The sequence below is a fragment of the Blautia sp. XA-2221 genome, assembly GCF_028767025.1.
Taxonomy (GTDB): domain Bacteria; phylum Bacillota; class Clostridia; order Lachnospirales; family Lachnospiraceae; genus Blautia_A.
Map to the genome: position 1 here is coordinate 103,625 of NZ_JAJQXX010000007.1, position 16,092 is coordinate 119,716.

General features: G+C 44.6%; 15 protein-coding genes. 10 read left to right on the forward strand and 5 right to left on the reverse strand.

From position 1 onward, the window contains the following. From thiH to thiC, 5 genes are read left to right on the forward strand one after another with little or no spacing between them, the layout of a single operon-like run. Positions 1-1,254 (forward strand): 2-iminoacetate synthase ThiH, encoded by a 1,254-nt coding sequence (thiH, locus tag LU279_RS07860; protein WP_274422058.1) that lies wholly within the window; start codon positions 1-3, stop codon positions 1,252-1,254. Next, positions 1,235-1,864, forward strand: a complete 630-nt coding sequence (locus tag LU279_RS07865; RefSeq protein WP_274422024.1) for a thiamine phosphate synthase — start codon at positions 1,235-1,237, stop codon at positions 1,862-1,864. The genes thiH and LU279_RS07865 overlap by 20 nt, the downstream gene beginning before the upstream one ends. 56 nt (positions 1,865-1,920) lie before the next feature. Then, a complete protein-coding gene (thiE, locus tag LU279_RS07870; RefSeq protein ID WP_274422025.1) occupies positions 1,921-2,562 on the forward strand; it encodes a thiamine phosphate synthase in 642 nt (213 codons plus the stop codon). Next, positions 2,559-3,353 carry a bifunctional hydroxymethylpyrimidine kinase/phosphomethylpyrimidine kinase gene (thiD, locus tag LU279_RS07875; protein WP_274422026.1) on the forward strand — a complete coding sequence of 265 codons (795 nt, stop codon included), beginning with the start codon at positions 2,559-2,561 and terminating at the stop codon, positions 3,351-3,353. Before thiE ends, thiD begins: the two co-directional genes overlap by 4 nt. Before the next feature lie 53 nt (positions 3,354-3,406). Next, complete coding sequence (thiC, locus tag LU279_RS07880; RefSeq protein WP_274422027.1) at positions 3,407-4,711, forward strand: phosphomethylpyrimidine synthase ThiC; 1,305 nt, start codon at positions 3,407-3,409, stop codon at positions 4,709-4,711. A 5-nt stretch (positions 4,712-4,716) separates the two neighbouring features. Here the strand turns inward: thiC and LU279_RS07885 are convergent, their stop codons facing one another. Further along, complete coding sequence (locus LU279_RS07885) at positions 4,717-5,280, reverse strand: class I SAM-dependent methyltransferase (protein ID WP_274422028.1); 564 nt, start codon at positions 5,278-5,280, stop codon at positions 4,717-4,719. A gap of 56 nt (positions 5,281-5,336) precedes the next feature. Further along, entirely contained in the window at positions 5,337-6,389 is a 1,053-nt protein-coding gene (locus tag LU279_RS07890; RefSeq protein ID WP_274422029.1) for a M42 family metallopeptidase, read from the reverse strand. A gap of 436 nt (positions 6,390-6,825) precedes the next feature. Here LU279_RS07890 and coaBC point away from each other — a divergent pair, with 436 nt between their 5' ends. The 3 genes from coaBC (at position 6,826) to LU279_RS07905 (ending at position 9,549) form a co-directional block, all read left to right on the forward strand. After that, complete coding sequence (gene coaBC / locus LU279_RS07895) at positions 6,826-8,031, forward strand: bifunctional phosphopantothenoylcysteine decarboxylase/phosphopantothenate--cysteine ligase CoaBC (protein ID WP_274422030.1); 1,206 nt, start codon at positions 6,826-6,828, stop codon at positions 8,029-8,031. A gap of 94 nt (positions 8,032-8,125) precedes the next feature. Further along, positions 8,126-8,755: an ECF transporter S component gene (locus LU279_RS07900; protein ID WP_173752472.1), complete on the forward strand. Its 630-nt coding sequence runs from the start codon at positions 8,126-8,128 to the stop codon at positions 8,753-8,755. A gap of 26 nt (positions 8,756-8,781) precedes the next feature. Beyond that, positions 8,782-9,549 (forward strand): type III pantothenate kinase, encoded by a 768-nt coding sequence (locus LU279_RS07905; protein WP_173752473.1) that lies wholly within the window; start codon positions 8,782-8,784, stop codon positions 9,547-9,549. On the opposite strand, the gene LU279_RS07910 is transcribed toward LU279_RS07905, so the two are convergent. Next, positions 9,544-10,428, reverse strand: a complete 885-nt coding sequence (locus tag LU279_RS07910) for an RluA family pseudouridine synthase (protein ID WP_274422031.1) — start codon at positions 10,426-10,428, stop codon at positions 9,544-9,546. The two genes, LU279_RS07905 and LU279_RS07910, sit on opposite strands and share 6 nt — an antisense overlap. Then, the gene (locus tag LU279_RS07915) at positions 10,425-11,315 is read right to left on the reverse strand and encodes a helix-turn-helix transcriptional regulator (protein ID WP_274422032.1); all 891 of its coding nucleotides are present in this window, start codon (positions 11,313-11,315) and stop codon (positions 10,425-10,427) included. Before LU279_RS07915 ends, LU279_RS07910 begins: the two co-directional genes overlap by 4 nt. Before the next feature lie 182 nt (positions 11,316-11,497). On the opposite strand from LU279_RS07915, the gene gnpA reads away from it, so the two are divergent. After that, positions 11,498-13,660 carry a 1,3-beta-galactosyl-N-acetylhexosamine phosphorylase gene (gene gnpA, locus LU279_RS07920; RefSeq protein ID WP_274422033.1) on the forward strand — a complete coding sequence of 721 codons (2,163 nt, stop codon included), beginning with the start codon at positions 11,498-11,500 and terminating at the stop codon, positions 13,658-13,660. Positions 13,661-13,663: 3 nt separating this feature from the next. Here gnpA and LU279_RS07925 read toward each other — a convergent pair whose 3' ends face one another. Continuing rightward, on the reverse strand, positions 13,664-14,551 hold the full coding sequence (locus LU279_RS07925) for a LysR family transcriptional regulator (RefSeq protein ID WP_274422034.1): 888 nt from the start codon (positions 14,549-14,551) through the stop codon (positions 13,664-13,666). A gap of 119 nt (positions 14,552-14,670) precedes the next feature. On the opposite strand from LU279_RS07925, the gene LU279_RS07930 reads away from it, so the two are divergent. Continuing rightward, a complete protein-coding gene (locus LU279_RS07930; RefSeq protein WP_274422035.1) occupies positions 14,671-16,074 on the forward strand; it encodes an alanine/glycine:cation symporter family protein in 1,404 nt (467 codons plus the stop codon). Positions 16,075-16,092: the final 18 nt, after the last annotated feature.

Sequence of the window (16,092 nt, forward strand, 5' to 3'; positions counted from 1 at the left end):
GTGGAAAATCAGTTTTTTATAGATTCTGAGTATCTTTCTGAAAAAGCCCTGGAAAAAAAGCACCGTCTGGAAACAGATCCTTCTTTCCGGAAAAATCATATGGAATATATGCCCGGGATGGAACAGATTGAATCTCAGGTGTGCGGACAGGTTATGGGGCAGATGAAAGACTATGACTATTCGGTTTACACAGCCTCAGATGTAAGGGCTGCGCTGAATCATGAAACCTGTTCAGTGGAAGATTTTAAAGCCCTGCTTTCTCCGGCGGCAGAACCGTTTCTTGAAGAAATGGCACAGAGGGCACGCATGGAGACCGGACGGCATTTCGGAAACACCGTATATCTTTTTACACCTTTGTATATTGCCAATTACTGCGAAAATTACTGTGTGTACTGTGGGTTTAACTGCTATAACCATATCAGCCGCATGAAGCTTTCTATGGAGCAGATTGAAAAAGAAATGAAGATTATTGCAGACAGTGGCATGGAAGAAATCCTGATTCTTACAGGAGAGAGCCGCAGCCAGAGTGACGTGACCTATATCGGAGAGGCATGTAAGCTTGCTCGGAAATATTTTCGTATGGTAGGTCTGGAAATCTATCCGGTAAATACAGACGAATACGCTTATTTACACCAGTGCGGTGCAGACTATGTGACAGTATTTCAGGAAACCTATGACACGGATAAGTATGAACAGCTTCATCTGATGGGACACAAAAGAGTATGGCCCTACCGTTTTGACGCTCAGGAGCGGGCTCTGCGGGGAGGTATGAGAGGTGTTGCTTTTTCGGCTCTTCTCGGACTTTCCGACTTTCGTAAAGACGCTCTTGCAACCGGGCTTCATGTGTATTATCTGCAGCGCAAATATCCTCATGCAGAAATGTCCTTGTCCTGTCCCAGACTGAGACCGATCATTAATAATGACAGAATTAATCCTTTGGATGTTCACGAAAAGCAGCTCTGCCAGATTATCTGCGCCTATCGTATTTTTCTTCCTTTTGCCGGAATCACCGTATCATCCAGGGAAAGTGCAGAGTTTCGGAACGGTATTGTGAAGATTGCCGCTACAAAGATTTCTGCAGGAGTGTCTACGGGAATCGGTGATCATGAGAGCAAATACAACGGCGGGGAATCAGAGGATGCAAAAGGCGACGAACAGTTTGAAATTGATGACAGCAGAAGCCTGGATGTGATGTACAGGGATATTGCAGAGGAAGGGCTTCAGCCGGTTCTGAATGATTATGTATATGTATAAAGAAAACAGGAACTCAGATATTTTGTGTATTACAAACAGAAAACTCTGTCAGGAAGATTTTTTTACCAGGATTCGGAAGATCGCAGCCGCCCATCCGGCAGCGATAGTTCTGAGAGAAAAGGATCTTTCGGAAAGGGAATATATAGATTTTGCAGAAAAAATCCTGAACATATGCAGAGAGCAGGACACTGCCTGTATCCTGCACAGCTTTCCGGAAGCAGCCCTGGAGCTGGGATGTGACAGTATCCATCTTCCTCTTCCAGTCCTTATGAAAATGGAGCGTCGGCAGCGGCAAAGATTTCGGGTGCTGGGAGCCTCCTGCCATTCTGTGGAAGAGGCAAAAATGGCAGAAAAACTGGGTTGTACCTATCTGACAGCAGGTCATATTTTTGAGACAGAATGTAAGAAAGGGCTGCCTGGACGGGGACTGGATTTTCTGAACAGAGTATGCTCAGATGTTTCCGTTCCGGTTTATGCGATCGGTGGGATTTCTCCGGCCAATATCAGTAAAATAAAAGAGACCGGGGCGGCAGGTGCCTGTATGATGAGCGGATTTATGACCTGCGAATCTCCGGGAGATTATTTGCGGGATTTTAAGAGACAGGAATAAAAAAATATTTTTACAGCGTTTTGTATCCTGAAAAAAGGAAAGGACAAAAGAACGACATGAAATTTCATAAAGATATGCTTCTTCTCTATGCAGTGACAGATAGAAAATGGACAGGCAGACAGTCTTTGGAGGAACAGATTGAAGATGCGCTGAAGGGGGGAGCAACCCTGATCCAGCTTCGGGAAAAGAATCTGACAGAAGAAGAGCTTATAGTGGAAGCAAAAAAAATAAAAGAGATTTGTCACAGCTATCACGTTCCTCTGATCATTAATGATAATGTGAAGACAGCGCTTTTAAGCGGCGCAGATGGTGTGCATGTGGGAAAAGAAGATATGCCGGTTTCTGAGATACGGAAACAGGTTCCGAAAGATTTTATAATAGGAGCCACCGCAAAAACGGTAGAGCAGGCGAAAAAAGCAGAACAGGACGGGGCGGATTATCTTGGCGTGGGAGCTGTTTTTCCCTCTCCCACCAAACAGAATGCCATTCGTATTACAGGAGATCAGTTAAAAGAAATCTGCAGTTCTGTTTCTGTTCCGGCAGTGGCTATCGGCGGGATCACCAGACAGAATATAGAGAAGCTTGCCGGAGGAAATATAGCAGGGGCAGCTGTAGTGTCCGGGATTTTTGCCGCCCGGGACATACAGAAAGAAACCGTTCTTCTAAAGAAAAAAATACGGGAGGTTTTAAGCCTATGAGTGTTCATACCGCTCTGACCATTGCCGGAAGTGATTCCAGTGGTGGAGCAGGAATCCAGGCAGATATTAAAACCATGATCACAAACGGCGTGTATGCGATGAGCGCCATAACGGCTCTGACTGCTCAGAATACAACAGGTGTGCGAGCTGTTATGGAGGTGTCACCGGAATTTTTGAGCGACCAGCTGGATGCGGTATTTGAAGATATTTATCCGGATGCAGTAAAGATCGGTATGGTATCTTCAAAGAAACTGATTGGGGTAATTGGAGAGAAACTGCGGTTTTATCATGCAAAAAACGTGGTGGCGGATCCGGTGATGGTGGCTTCCAGCGGCTCTTCCCTTATGGAAAATAACGGGGCAGATGCGTTTATAAACGAGCTGTTTCCTCTTGCTTCTCTGATCACGCCAAATATTCCGGAGGCAGAAGTTCTTTCCGGCTGTGTAATAAAAAATAAACAGGATATGGAAACGGCAGCAGAAAAGCTCAGTGCTCTTGGCGCAAAGGCAGTTCTTTTAAAAGGCGGTCACAGCATCTGTGACGCAGATGATCTTCTTTATATGGAAGGACAGAAGACCTGGATTAGAGGGAAACGGATCAACAATCCCAATACTCATGGAACAGGCTGTACACTTTCTTCCGCTATTGCATCAAACCTTGCAAAGGGAATGGAAATGGAAGGGGCGGTAAAAAGTGCAAAGGAATATATCTCAAAGGCTCTGGCAGCCGGACTGGATCTGGGAAAGGGCAGCGGACCTCTGAACCATGCTTTTGGGATAGGAAATTTGTAAAACAAACACATGAATAAAATTATAATTACAAAGACACGGAAAGGAAATGCTTTATGAGAGAATATAAAACACAGATGGATGCTGCAAGACGTGGAATCATCACTCCGGAAATGAAAAAGGTTGCAGCAAAAGAATACCGTACAGAGGAGGAAATCAGAGAGCTTGTTGCAAAGGGACAGGTGGCAATCTGCGCCAACAGACTTCACACCTGCATTGAGCCAAATGGAGTAGGCTCCATGCTGCGAACAAAGATCAATGTGAATCTTGGAGTTTCCAGAGACTGCAAGGATTATGATATTGAAATGGAAAAAGTCATGGCAGCAGTGAATATGGGAGCAGAGGCCATTATGGATCTTTCCTCTCACGGAAACACACAGCCTTTTCGAAAAAAGCTGATCCGTGAATGTCCGGCAATGATTGGAACAGTTCCAGTGTATGACAGTGTGATCCATTACCAGAGAGATCTTTCCACTCTGACAGCAAAGGATTTTATTGATGTGATCCGGCTTCATGCAGAGGACGGGGTTGACTTTGTGACCCTTCACTGCGGAATTACCAGAAAGACCATTGACCAGATCAAAAAGCATAAAAGAAAAATGAACATTGTATCCAGAGGAGGTTCTCTTGTGTTTGCATGGATGAGCATGACGGGAGAGGAAAACCCATTTTATGAGTATTATGATGAAATTCTGGATATCTGCCGGGAATATGATGTGACGATTTCTCTTGGAGATGCCTGCCGGCCCGGCTGTCTGGCAGATGCCAGTGACGTATGTCAGATCGAGGAGCTGGTCCGTCTGGGTGAACTGACAAAGCGGGCATGGGAAAAGGATGTTCAGGTTATGGTCGAGGGACCGGGACATATGCCTCTTGATCAGATTGAAGCAAACATGAAACTGCAGCAGTCTGTATGCATGGGCGCGCCTTTTTATGTTCTGGGACCTATTGTTACGGATATTGCGCCGGGATATGATCATATCACCTCTGCTATCGGAGGAGCTGTGGCAGCTTCGGCAGGAGCGGCTTTTCTCTGTTATGTAACGCCTGCAGAGCATCTGGCGCTTCCAAATGTTGAGGATGTAAAGCAGGGGATCATCGCATCCAGGATCGCAGCCCATGCGGCAGATATTGCAAAAAAGGTTCCTCATGCAAGAGACATGGATGATGCCATGGCAGATGCAAGAAGAACCTTTGACTGGGATAAACAGTGGGAGTGTTCCATTGACCCGGAAACAGCCAGAAGCATCCGGGATGACAGAGCGCCGGAACATGAGGATACCTGCTCCATGTGTGGGAAATTCTGTGCAGTGCGGAGCATGAACAAGGCTCTGAACGGAGAATACATTGATATTCTCTGAGAAGTCTAAAGCTTTATGATAAGAACAGGGATGGGCGGATTGTTAGGACGGTTAAAATAATCGCTGCGGATCACCAGATATTTTTGGGAATCCAGCCCGGAAAGCCAGGCAAGCACCTGATCCCGTTCCTGAAATCCGGAGTCACCTCCGCTGTAAATACACAGAGAGATCAGTCCGTTTTTCTGAAGAAGAGAAAGCCCCTGCTCCAAAGCCCGGATGCTGGTGTCTGCTTTTGTGGACAGGGAGTGATCTCCTCCGGGAAGATAACCCAGATTAAATACAATACAGCTGACTGATTCCGGTGAAGCATAGCTGGCCATATTGGTATGGGAATCGAGGATCAGCCGGTAATTTTCGGGAGCGCCTGCATGCAGCAGGCGCTTTTTGGTATTGGCAAGAGCCATTTCCTGAATATCAAATGCCAGTACCTGTCCGTTTTCTTTACAGAGCGTACTTAAAAGCAAAGTGTCGTTTCCGTTTCCCATGGTGGCGTCAATACACAGATCTCCGGGCTTTACCTGTTCACGGATAAAACGTGCGCACCATTGCGTGATCTGACAGGAATCCATAAAAAGTATCTCCTTTTGATAACTGATTGTCAGGGAAAGTCACAGATTCTGAAAATTTATCCAAGATAGCTTTTCAGGAGATTGAAGGTATTTTCCACACCTTTTCTGTGACTTCTTTCATATCCGTGAGAAGCATATACGCCCGGGCCGATCAGACCATGGCGGGCATCAGCTCCCGCATTCAAAGCAGCATCTGCATCAGAACCATAATGAGGATATACGTCCACGGCAAAATCCACATCTGCCTGTCTGGCAGCCTGGATAAGACCGGAAACAACATCATAGTGATAAGGTCCTCGGCTGTCCTTTGCACAGATGGAAACCTGACATTCCGTACATTCCAGACCTTCCCCTACACAGCCCATATCCACAGACAAAAGTTCTGTGACATGATCCGGTATGGAAGCGCAGCCGCCGTGTCCCACTTCTTCAAACACAGTAATATGCTGATAAATCCTGCGGGCAGGAGTGATGTTTTCGTCTTTTAAATATTTTGCATAACCTAAAAGAATGGCAGTGCTTAATTTGTCATCCAGAAAACGGCTTTTGATAAAACCGGAAGGAGTGACAACTGTTCGGGGATCAAAGCAGACAATATCTCCGGTCATGATACCAAGAGCTTTTACTTCCTCTGCAGAAGTTACCAGCTCGTCCAGAAGAACTTCCATATCCTTGTAGGTTCTTTTTTTGTCGTCATATTCTCCGTTGACATGAATAGAAGCATTACATAACTGGAAGGTTCCGGTATAGGTTTTTCCGTTTCTTGTAATGATACGGCAGTTTTCTGCTTCTGCATTATTGGGATTCATTCCGCCTAAAGGGCTGAGTTTCAGACGGCCCTCGCCGGTAATGGAAGAAACCATAGCCCCCAAAGTATCTGTATGCGCCATCAGCATAACAGGTCCCTGTGACGGATTCTCTGTAGCTTCTCCTGTACCCTGGGAAATCTGCACCAGAACTCCGCCTTTTGTGGTAAGCTGCGGTTCATATCCCATTTCTCTGTAGGTTTCCAGAAGCCACTGAGATACATTTTTTGTGTATCCGGAAGGGCTGTCAATGGAAAGAAGCTTCTGCGCTTTTTGAATGATATATTCGGTATAGTCTTTCATTGTGAAGTCTCCTTTATAAAATTTATTCTGTACTGTAAATGAGCAAATTTAAAAAATGCACAAAATGATTTTCCGCCAGTTTCTGTTTCATGGACATATAAGTAGGATAATCTTTTGTATCCGGTTTTCCGTTGTGTGAAATTTGGCATCTGCTTATTTATAGTTCTTTGTTTATTATTATAAGAAAAAACATACATAAGGTCAATTATGAGGTGCCTATTTTACATAAAAGAACAGATGTAAGCCGTTCAATTCCATAGGGTGTTTGACATTTATATGTAAAGATCACGGAAAATACAGGATAATTTTGTAATCAATGGTGTATAAAAATATGAACACGGGAAAAAGCCATTGCAATTAAGAGACGGGATTGGTAAAATAAAAAAACAGGTAAAAAGCTTCGGTCTGTTCAGACCATTAAAGGGAGGGAATCGAAATGTTAAAGGGAAAAACAGTACTTCTGGGTGTAACAGGAAGTATTGCAGCATATAAGATCGCTTATCTTGCCAGCGCGTTAAAGAAGCTTCATGCGCAGGTTCATGTATTAATGACAGAGAATGCCACGAATTTTATCAATCCCATTACATTTGAATCTCTTACAGGAAACAAATGTCTGGTAGATACTTTTGACCGGAATTTTCAGTTCCAGGTAGAACATGTGTCCATTGCAAAACAGGCAGATGTGGTGATGATCGCTCCTGCAAGCGCCAATGTGATCGGAAAGCTTGCTCACGGGATCGCAGACGATATGCTGACTACCACGGTCATGGCATGTAAGTGTAAAAAATACATTTCTCCTGCCATGAATACAAATATGTACGAGAATCCCATTCTCCAGGATAATCTGAAGATTCTCCGCCATTACGATTATGAAGTGATCGATCCGGCGGTGGGATATCTGGCATGCGGAGACACCGGAGCCGGAAAAATGCCGGAGCCGGAAATTCTCTTACAGTATATATTGAAAGAAATTGCCCGGGAGAAGGACTTAAAGGGTAAAAAAGTCCTTGTAACTGCAGGGCCCACTCAGGAGGCCATTGATCCGGTCCGCTATATTACCAATCATTCCTCTGGAAAAATGGGATACGCTCTTGCCAGAGCTGCCATGCTCAGAGGAGCAGAGGTCACACTTGTAAGCGGTCCCTGCGCGATTGCGCCTCCCCCGTTTGTAAAAATGATTCCTGTTGTCACTGCGAGGGATATGTTTGAGGCAGTCACATCAGTAAGTGAGGAACAGGATATTATTATCAAAGCTGCGGCAGTGGCAGATTACCGTCCGCTGCATGTGGCTGATGAAAAGGTAAAAAAACAGGATGGAGAAATGAGCATTGAGCTGGAAAGGACGGACGATATCCTGAAGTATCTGGGAGAGCACAGACGTCCGGGACAGTTTTTATGCGGATTTTCCATGGAAACACAGAATATGATCGGTAATTCCAGGGTCAAGCTTGAGAAAAAGCATCTGGACATGGTGGCAGCCAATAATCTGAAACAGGCAGGCGCCGGGTTCCAGGGGGATACTAATATTCTGACCCTGATTACACAGAATGAGGACGTATCACTTCAGCTGATGAGCAAGGAGGATGCAGCCAATGCCATTCTGGATAAAATCCTTTCTGTCTTAAAAGAAAGGGAAGTGTAACCCGTTTATCAGGAGGCGGGCAAATACATTTACCGCCCGCAGTTCCGCACCGTATTGTATCCCTGTAAGAGGGAACGATAACAAGGAGGAAAAAATGAAAACAAAAAACAAATTCACAACATCACAGCTTACTGTACTGGGATTAATGTCAGGTATTCTTCTGCTTATGGCATATACTCCTTTGGGGTATCTGAACATTGGTCCGCTGGCCATTTCTTTTAATGTGATTCCGGTAGCGGTCAGTGCAGTAGTACTTGGTCCCGTAGGCGGCGCAGTAACAGGAGCCATTTTCGGACTGACCAGTTTTGGACAGTGTATTGGAATTGGAGGAACCAGCGCCATGGGCGCCGTTTTGTTTGGTATCAGCCCTGTTCTTGCTTTTCTGCAGAGGTTTATCCCAAGACTTCTTATGGGAGTTTGCGTGGGATATATTTTCAGAGCAGTACGGAAAAAAACCAATATTTATGTTTCCTGCGCAGTGACCGGTTTCTTCTCGGCATTTTTAAACACAGTATTTTTTATGACAGCGCTTGTAGGTATGTTTGGAAACACGGAATATATCAGGGAACTGATAGGAGGACAGAATGTAATCCTGTTCTGCTGTGCTTTTGTGGGTATTAATGCAGTCTGCGAAATGGCAGCATCTACTGTGATCACCGGAGCGGTGGGAAGTGCGCTTTCCAGAGCAAGGCTGATTCCGGCATCTCAGATTGCAGTGAAATAGAGCAGCTGATAAAGGAATGAACAGAGATGATTTTAGCAATTGATATTGGAAATACAAATATTGTAGTCGGATGTATAGACAGAGAAAAAACTTATTTTGTGGAACGTCTTTCTACTGTCCGTACAAAAACAGAACTGGAATATGCCATTGATCTGAAAACAGTTCTTGACATTTACCACATTAAAGGACAGGAAATTGAAGGATGTATTATTTCTTCTGTTGTCCCTCAGATCACAAACGTGGCAAAGCTTGCCGCAGAAAAGATTCTTAAAAAAGATGTGATGGTGGTTGGTCCGGGACTTAAGACAGGCCTTAACATTATGCTTGACAATCCTAGCGAAATGGGAGCTGACCGGGTGGCTGACGCAGTGGCGGCCATGACCTTTTATCCGGTGCCGCTGGTGATCGTGGATATGGGAACCGCAACAACGGTTTCTGTGGTAGATGAAAAGAAACGGTTCATGGGAGGAATGATCCTTCCCGGAGTGAGAATTTCACTGGATGCCCTTACTGCAAGGGCATCTCAGTTAAGTGGCATCAGCATAGAAGAGCCAAAACGACTGATCGGAAGAAATACAGTAGACTGTATGAAGAGCGGAATCCTTTATGGAAATGCTGCGGCAGTGGACGGTATTGTAGACAGGATCGAAGAGTATCTGGGACAGGATGTAACGGTGATCGCTACAGGAGGAATGTCAAAAAAGATCATTCCTCATTGTAAAAGAGAAATGATCTTGGATGCGGATCTTCTTCTAAAAGGGCTGCTTGTGATCTACGAAAAAAACAGATCATAAAAATTCCTGAGCCATGTCCTGAGGGACAGGCGCTGTCAGGCACATCTGTCTGCCAGTTATGGGATGAGAAAATTCTATCTGTACAGAATGAAGAGGCTGGCGGCTGAACCGGCTGTAATCCGGGCAGTACAGATAGTCTGCAGGAAGCGGGTAGCCCAGATATCCCATATGTACGCGGATCTGATGGGTGCGCCCGGTTTCCAGATGAAGTTCCAGAAGAGAGTGATCGTTTCTGGTATCCAGCCTTTCATAAAAGGTAACTGCGGATTCGCCTCTGTCAAAATCTACACATCGTTGAATTACAGAATCTCCAAGCCTTGCAATGGGTGCGGAGATTTTTCCTTTTTCCGGGGTGATTCCTTTTACTACTGCCAGATAAGTGCGGCGGATTTTCCGGTGTTTCATCTGAGTAGAGAGGATAGCGGCGCTTAAAGGATTTTTGGCCAGGAGCAAAGCTCCGGAGGTATCCCTGTCAAGGCGGTTGATACAGCGGAAGGGGCAAAACAGATTTTTGCTTTCAAAATAAAAAGCAGAGCCGTTCGCCAGGGTGTTTTCGTAGTTTCCCATGGAAGGATGCACCGGCATTCCTGCAGGTTTATCTACGGCAAGAATATCTTCATCTTCATATAAAACAGAAAGGTTCATGGGAACCGGAATAATATGTTCTGTGGAGCCTGTTTCCGGAACCAGGATTTTCAGAACATCCTGATTTTTTAATAAGGTACGTCCGCCTGCTTTTTCGCCATTGAGAGAAATGGCGTTTTTTTCTGCTTTCATGGAAGAAAGGATATGTCTGGAAAAACCTTTTGAACGCAGAAAATTCAGAATCTGCATATTGGCATCCGCTTCTGTTATGTGGTAGGTAACTGTTCGATTCATAGAGAAGTTCCTTCTTCCTTTTCTGTAGATTGAGCGTTTGAGTCAGAAGTAATCTGTTTTTTGCTTTGTTTTATAAGTTTCCGGTAGGCTCCGGCAGACATACCGCAGTATTTTCGAAAGCTCTGGGACAGATAACTCTGAGAGGAAAAGCCGGCCTGGTGGGCAATATCTGAGATTCCATAATCAGAATTTTCAAGAAGCTCTTTGCATACCTCGATCCGTTTCCGGTTCAGGTAGCTGATAGGAGAAATTCCATAGTATTTTGTAAATTCATGGCTCAGATAATATTTGTTCAGATGGCTGAAAACAGCAAGATCATCCAGAGTAATGGACTCGCTGTAGCTAGAATCCAGATACCGTTTTACAGCAGCGCAGGCTCTGCTGGGGTGCTGGGAAGGAATGACTTCAAAGGCAGAGTCAGTAAGCCGTTTCAGCTGCAGGGTGAGTATTTCCAGAAGGTGCATACAGATGCTTTCGTATCCCTCTGCCTTTTTGTCCAGCTCCTGAAAAATCGCATTAAAATAAAAAAGAAGATCCGCCTGTTTTTTTCTGCAGTTAAAGATCTGAAAATCCCGGTGGTCATTAAAAGAAAAGGAAATTCCGTCTACTCCCACAGTAAAATAACTTAAAGGAGAGATTCCGTTGGAAATTTCCGTATGGCTCAAATGGGGATTGACGATAATAAGATCGTCTTTTTCAATGGGAAAAACCTGGTTTTCAATCAGAAAGCTGCCTTTGCCCTCCCGCACATAAAAAAGCTCTGTAAAGGTGTGGGAATGGGGAATGCTGGACCAGTCTCCCTCATAGCGTGAGGCTGAGGCTGAAATAAGTACAGCGTTCATGGAAGTTTCTGTTTCAGGTGAAAAGTGAAGAGACTGATTGCTCATAAGAACTCCTTTCCGTAATTTCTGTTATCATATCATAAAAAAATTCTTACAGCAAGATTTCTAAAAAACAAAGCAAAAAGAGAATTGAATTCATGTGCAGGAATTATTATTCTATAATCATAATGAAAAAACTAAGCGCATGTACCGGGAGTTTTTTACACAAATTTTATGGAGGTATGAACATGGCAGAAAAAAGAGGAAGAGTCACGATTCCTACAGATCTGGACGTGATCAAAGAAACACTTGATATTATGAAAGAGTGGGGAGCAGACGCCATCCGTGACTGTGACGGAACAGAGTTTCCACAGGAACTGAAGGATACAGGATCCAAGATCTATGCAACCTATTACACAACACGTAAGGATAACGACTGGGCAAAAGCTCATCCGGAAGAAATCCAGCAGATGTATATTATGACATCCATCCACACAGCAGTGGAGGAATCTCTGGAAATTCATCTGATGGATCATCTTTACCCGGATATGCTTGCAGTAAATACAAGAGATGATATCCGCAAATGGTGGGAGGTTATGGATCGTACTACAGGCCAGCCGGTTCCCTGTGAAAAGTGGGCTTATGATGAAGAAACCGGAAATGTAAAGATCCAGGCAGTGCCTTTTCATCAGTATACTGTAAGCTTTCTTGCGTATATTATGTGGGATCCGGTCCATATGTACAATGCAGTTGTTAATGACTGGAAGGATGTGGAGCCGCAGATGACTTTTGACGTGCGCCAGCCTGCCACAAGAGAGTATTCTATGAAACGTCTCCGTCGTTTCCTGGAAACCCATGAGTATGTGGATGTAGTACGTTTTACAACATTTTTCCACCAGTTTACGCTGATCTTTGACGAGATGGCAAGAGAAAAATATGTGGACTGGTACGGATATTCTGCATCGGTAAGCCCTTATATTCTGGAACAGTTTGAAAAGGAAGTAGGTTATCCTTTCCGTCCGGAATACATTATCGATCAGGGATATATGAACAATACATATCGCATTCCTTCCAGGGAATTCCGTGATTTCCAGGCATTCCAGCGCAGAGAGGTTGCCCTTCTTGCAAAAGAGATGGTAGATATCGTTCATGAGTATGGCAAGGAAGCCATGATGTTCATGGGCGATCACTGGATCGGTATGGAGCCGTTTATGGACGAATTTGCTCAGATCGGACTTGACGCAGTAGTTGGAAGCGTTGGAAACGGTGCAACACTTCGCCTTTTCAGTGATATCAAGCATGTAAAATATACAGAGGGACGTTTCCTTCCGTATTTCTTCCCGGATACTTTCCACGAAGGCGGAGATCCGGTAAAAGAAGCAAAAGTAAACTGGGTAACTGCAAGAAGAGCCATTTTGAGAAGTCCGATCCAGAGAATCGGCTATGGCGGATATCTGAAGCTTGCTATCCAGTTCTCGGATTTTGTGGATTATATTAAAGAAGTTTGCCAGGAGTTCCGTACTCTTTACGATAATATCCAGGGAGTTACTCCGTACTGCGTAAAGAAAGTGGCTGTCTTAAACTGTTGGGGTAAAATGCGTGCATGGGGCAATCATATGGTTCATCATGGTCTTTACTACAAACAGAATTACTCCTATTTCGGAATCATTGAGGCATTAAGCGGCGCTCCTTTTGACGTTTCTTTTATCAGCTTCGAGGACATCAAGGCAGATCCGGCGCTTCTTAAGAATTTTGACGTTGTGATCAATGTCGGTGATGCAGATACCGCGCAGAGCGGCGGAGAATACTGGATTGATGAGACAGTAAGCACTGCAGTCCGCGAGTTTGTTTATAACGGCGGCGGCTTTATCGGTGTAGGAGAGCCGGGCGCTCATCAGTGGCAGGGCAAATTCTTCCAGCTTGACGATATTCTCGGTGTGGAAGAAGAGAGAGGCTTTAACTTAAATACAGACAAGTACAACTGGGACGAGCACAGAGATCACTTTATCCTGAAAGACTGTGATGGAGAAGTGGATTTTGGCGAGGGCAAGAAGAACATCTTTGCGCTTCCGGATACAGAGATCCTGATCCAGAAGGACAAAGAAGTACAGATGGCAGTAAATACCTTTGGAAAAGGCCGTGGCGTTTATATCAGCGGTCTGCCGTACAGCTTTGAGAACAGCCGTGTACTTTACCGTGCAGTGCTCTGGTCTGCATCTGCAGAGGAAGAGCTGAACTGCTGGTACTCCACCAACTATAACGTGGAGGTTCATGCGTATGTGAAAAATGGAAAATACTGTGTGGTAAACAACACTTATGAGCCTCAGGATACAACAGTTTTCCGTGGAGATGGCAGCAGCTTTGATCTTCACATGGAAGCAAATGAAATCAAATGGTATGAGATCGGATAAGTCTTACTGAAAGACCTCCTTTCCCATATAATCAATAACCGCCTGTATTTCCGGCGAGATCCACTTGTTTTTGTGGTAAAGGATCTGTTTCCAGATTTCGATATTCAGATCCGGTACGGGAATACGGGCGAGTTTTTTTTCCTGAACAGCTGTTTCTGCCACATAATCCGGCAAAAAAGAAATTTCTCTTCCTTTTTGCAGCATCTGTGTGATCAGGCTTGTATCACTGAGCTCCAGAAAGGGTGTGATCTCCAGGGAAAGGCTGGTAAGGTGCTGATCCAGAAGCTTCTGGTAGCTGGTATTCCTTTCTGTGAGGATAAAAGGTTCGCTGATCAGCTCTTTTACAGAAACAGATTCCTGAGATGCCAGAGGATGAGAAGAGGAACAGAAAAAGTGGCAGGAAACAGGCGCTTCATAAGCGATCATATAGTTTCTGTCATATATATGGTAATCCAGAGTATAGATCAGATCAATTTCATTCCGGCTTAAAAGCCGGAACATTTCATCTGTACTGGTGCTGATGATTTCCAGGGAGATGTCAGGAAAATGTCGGTGGAATTGTTCAAAATTATTCTGGAACAGCCAGTGACATAAAGAAGGAGCAGTGGCGATCCGAATGTGACCCGAAAGGGTAAGGGGATTGTCAGCTGTTTTTTTTATGGCTTCTGCTGTGCGAAAAAGTTCATGGGTAAGATTCAGGATCTCTTTTCCTTTTTCTGTCAGCCTGACTCTGTGATTGATCCGTTCAAATAAAGGGATGCCAAGCTCATTTTCCAGCTGGCGTATCTGGGTGGATACAGAGGACTGGGTGTAACCCAGGTTTTCTGCTGCTTTTGTAAAGCTGCCAAGCTCTGCTACCTGAATAAAACTTTCAAGATTTCTGATTTCCATAAAACCCTCCTGTATAAGTATCAAAATTTTAAATGCTTTTTATTAAAACTATCAATTTTTCAAATTATAGATTTTATTATATACTAAATGATATTATTATTCAACAAAATGGAGGGCTCATGGGAGATTGGATTGTTAAATTAATTGAGAGTGTTTATAATTTTTTGTGGGGTGATCTGATCGTACTGCCTCTGCCCGGAGGAGGAACGCTTCCGCTTTCTCTTCTGGTGATCATTCTGATCCCGGCCGGGATTTATTTTACAGTACGCACAAGATTTCTTCCACTACGTCTGTTTCCGGATATGGTAAAAGCGGTTACAGGCAAAAAAACAAAGGAAAAAGGTTCCCTGTCAGTTATGCAGTCACTGATCGTTTCTACTGCTACACGGGTTGGAATGGGAAACCTGGTTGGAGTAGTGGCTGCCATTTCTGCAGGAGGAGCAGGAGCAGTGTTCTGGATGTGGGTAACCGCTCTGATCGGATCCTCGACTGCATTTATCGAAGGAACACTGGCGCAGCTTTATAAAGAAAAGGATCCTCTGTACGGAGGATACCGGGGAGGTCCGGCATATTATATACATAAATATCTCCAGGAAAAAAGGGGAGGGAAGATCAGAAGATACTGCGTTCTTTCTGTTCTGTTTGCCGTTTCCGGACTGATCTGCTGGTGCGGAATCAGTCAGGTGATCAGTAACTCTGTATCTTCTGCCTTTGAGAATGCTTTTCATATTCCACCTTTATACAGTACCATTGCCCTGGTGGTTCTGGCAGCAGTGATCGTTCTCCGCAAAAACGCTACAGTAAAGGTTCTGGACGTTATGGTTCCCATTATGGCAGGATGTTATCTTCTGATCACAGTTCTTCTGATCGTGATCAATTTCCGTATGATCCCGTCTGTAATTGGCAGGATCTTCCAGGAGGCTTTTGGATTCCGACAGGTTGTGGCAGGCGGATTTGGCGCGGTTCTTATGAATGGTGTAAAAAGAGGACTGTTTTCCAATGAGGCGGGATCCGGTTCCGCTCCCTGTGCGGCTGCCACAGCAGAGACAGATCATCCGGCAAAGGTAGGTCTAGGACAGGCTCTTGGAGTGTTTATTGATACCATCCTGATCTGCAGCTGTACGGCAATGATCATGCTTCTGACACCGGAAACTCTCACACAGGGGCTTACTGGAATGGATCTTCTTCAGGAGGCAATGCGTTACCATCTTGGTACTTTCGGAGTAGTATTTATCGCCATTACCTTATGGCTGTTCAGTTTTTCCACTTTTGTGGGAATCCTGTTTTATGCAAGATCAAACGTTGCGTATCTTTTTGGGGACAACTGGTTCTCTCAGACAGCGTACAAGATCGTTGCTCTGGCAATGCTGTTTGTGGGAGGTATGGCTGCCTATACCGTAGTGTGGGACCTTGGAGATGTGGGCGTAGGTCTTATGACCTTGTTTAATATTTTTATTTTGTTCCCAATGTCCAAAAAAGCCATTGATGCGCTGAAGGATTATGAGAAAAAGAAAAAAGCATGAATTCATGGCTTTAATTGA

Coding starts and splice junctions, on each gene's coding strand:
- LU279_RS07865 (WP_274422024.1), top strand. CDS start 1,235: ATGATTATGTATATGTATAAAGAAAACAGGAACTCAGATATTTTGTGT.
- thiE (WP_274422025.1), top strand. CDS start 1,921: ATGAAATTTCATAAAGATATGCTTCTTCTCTATGCAGTGACAGATAGA.
- thiD (WP_274422026.1), top strand. CDS start 2,559: ATGAGTGTTCATACCGCTCTGACCATTGCCGGAAGTGATTCCAGTGGT.
- thiC (WP_274422027.1), top strand. CDS start 3,407: ATGAGAGAATATAAAACACAGATGGATGCTGCAAGACGTGGAATCATC.
- LU279_RS07885 (WP_274422028.1), bottom strand. CDS start 5,280: ATGGATTCCTGTCAGATCACGCAATGGTGCGCACGTTTTATCCGTGAA.
- LU279_RS07890 (WP_274422029.1), bottom strand. CDS start 6,389: ATGAAAGACTATACCGAATATATCATTCAAAAAGCGCAGAAGCTTCTT.
- coaBC (WP_274422030.1), top strand. CDS start 6,826: ATGTTAAAGGGAAAAACAGTACTTCTGGGTGTAACAGGAAGTATTGCA.
- LU279_RS07900 (WP_173752472.1), top strand. CDS start 8,126: ATGAAAACAAAAAACAAATTCACAACATCACAGCTTACTGTACTGGGA.
- LU279_RS07905 (WP_173752473.1), top strand. CDS start 8,782: ATGATTTTAGCAATTGATATTGGAAATACAAATATTGTAGTCGGATGT.
- LU279_RS07910 (WP_274422031.1), bottom strand. CDS start 10,428: ATGAATCGAACAGTTACCTACCACATAACAGAAGCGGATGCCAATATG.
- LU279_RS07915 (WP_274422032.1), bottom strand. CDS start 11,315: ATGAGCAATCAGTCTCTTCACTTTTCACCTGAAACAGAAACTTCCATG.
- gnpA (WP_274422033.1), top strand. CDS start 11,498: ATGGCAGAAAAAAGAGGAAGAGTCACGATTCCTACAGATCTGGACGTG.
- LU279_RS07925 (WP_274422034.1), bottom strand. CDS start 14,551: ATGGAAATCAGAAATCTTGAAAGTTTTATTCAGGTAGCAGAGCTTGGC.
- LU279_RS07930 (WP_274422035.1), top strand. CDS start 14,671: ATGGGAGATTGGATTGTTAAATTAATTGAGAGTGTTTATAATTTTTTG.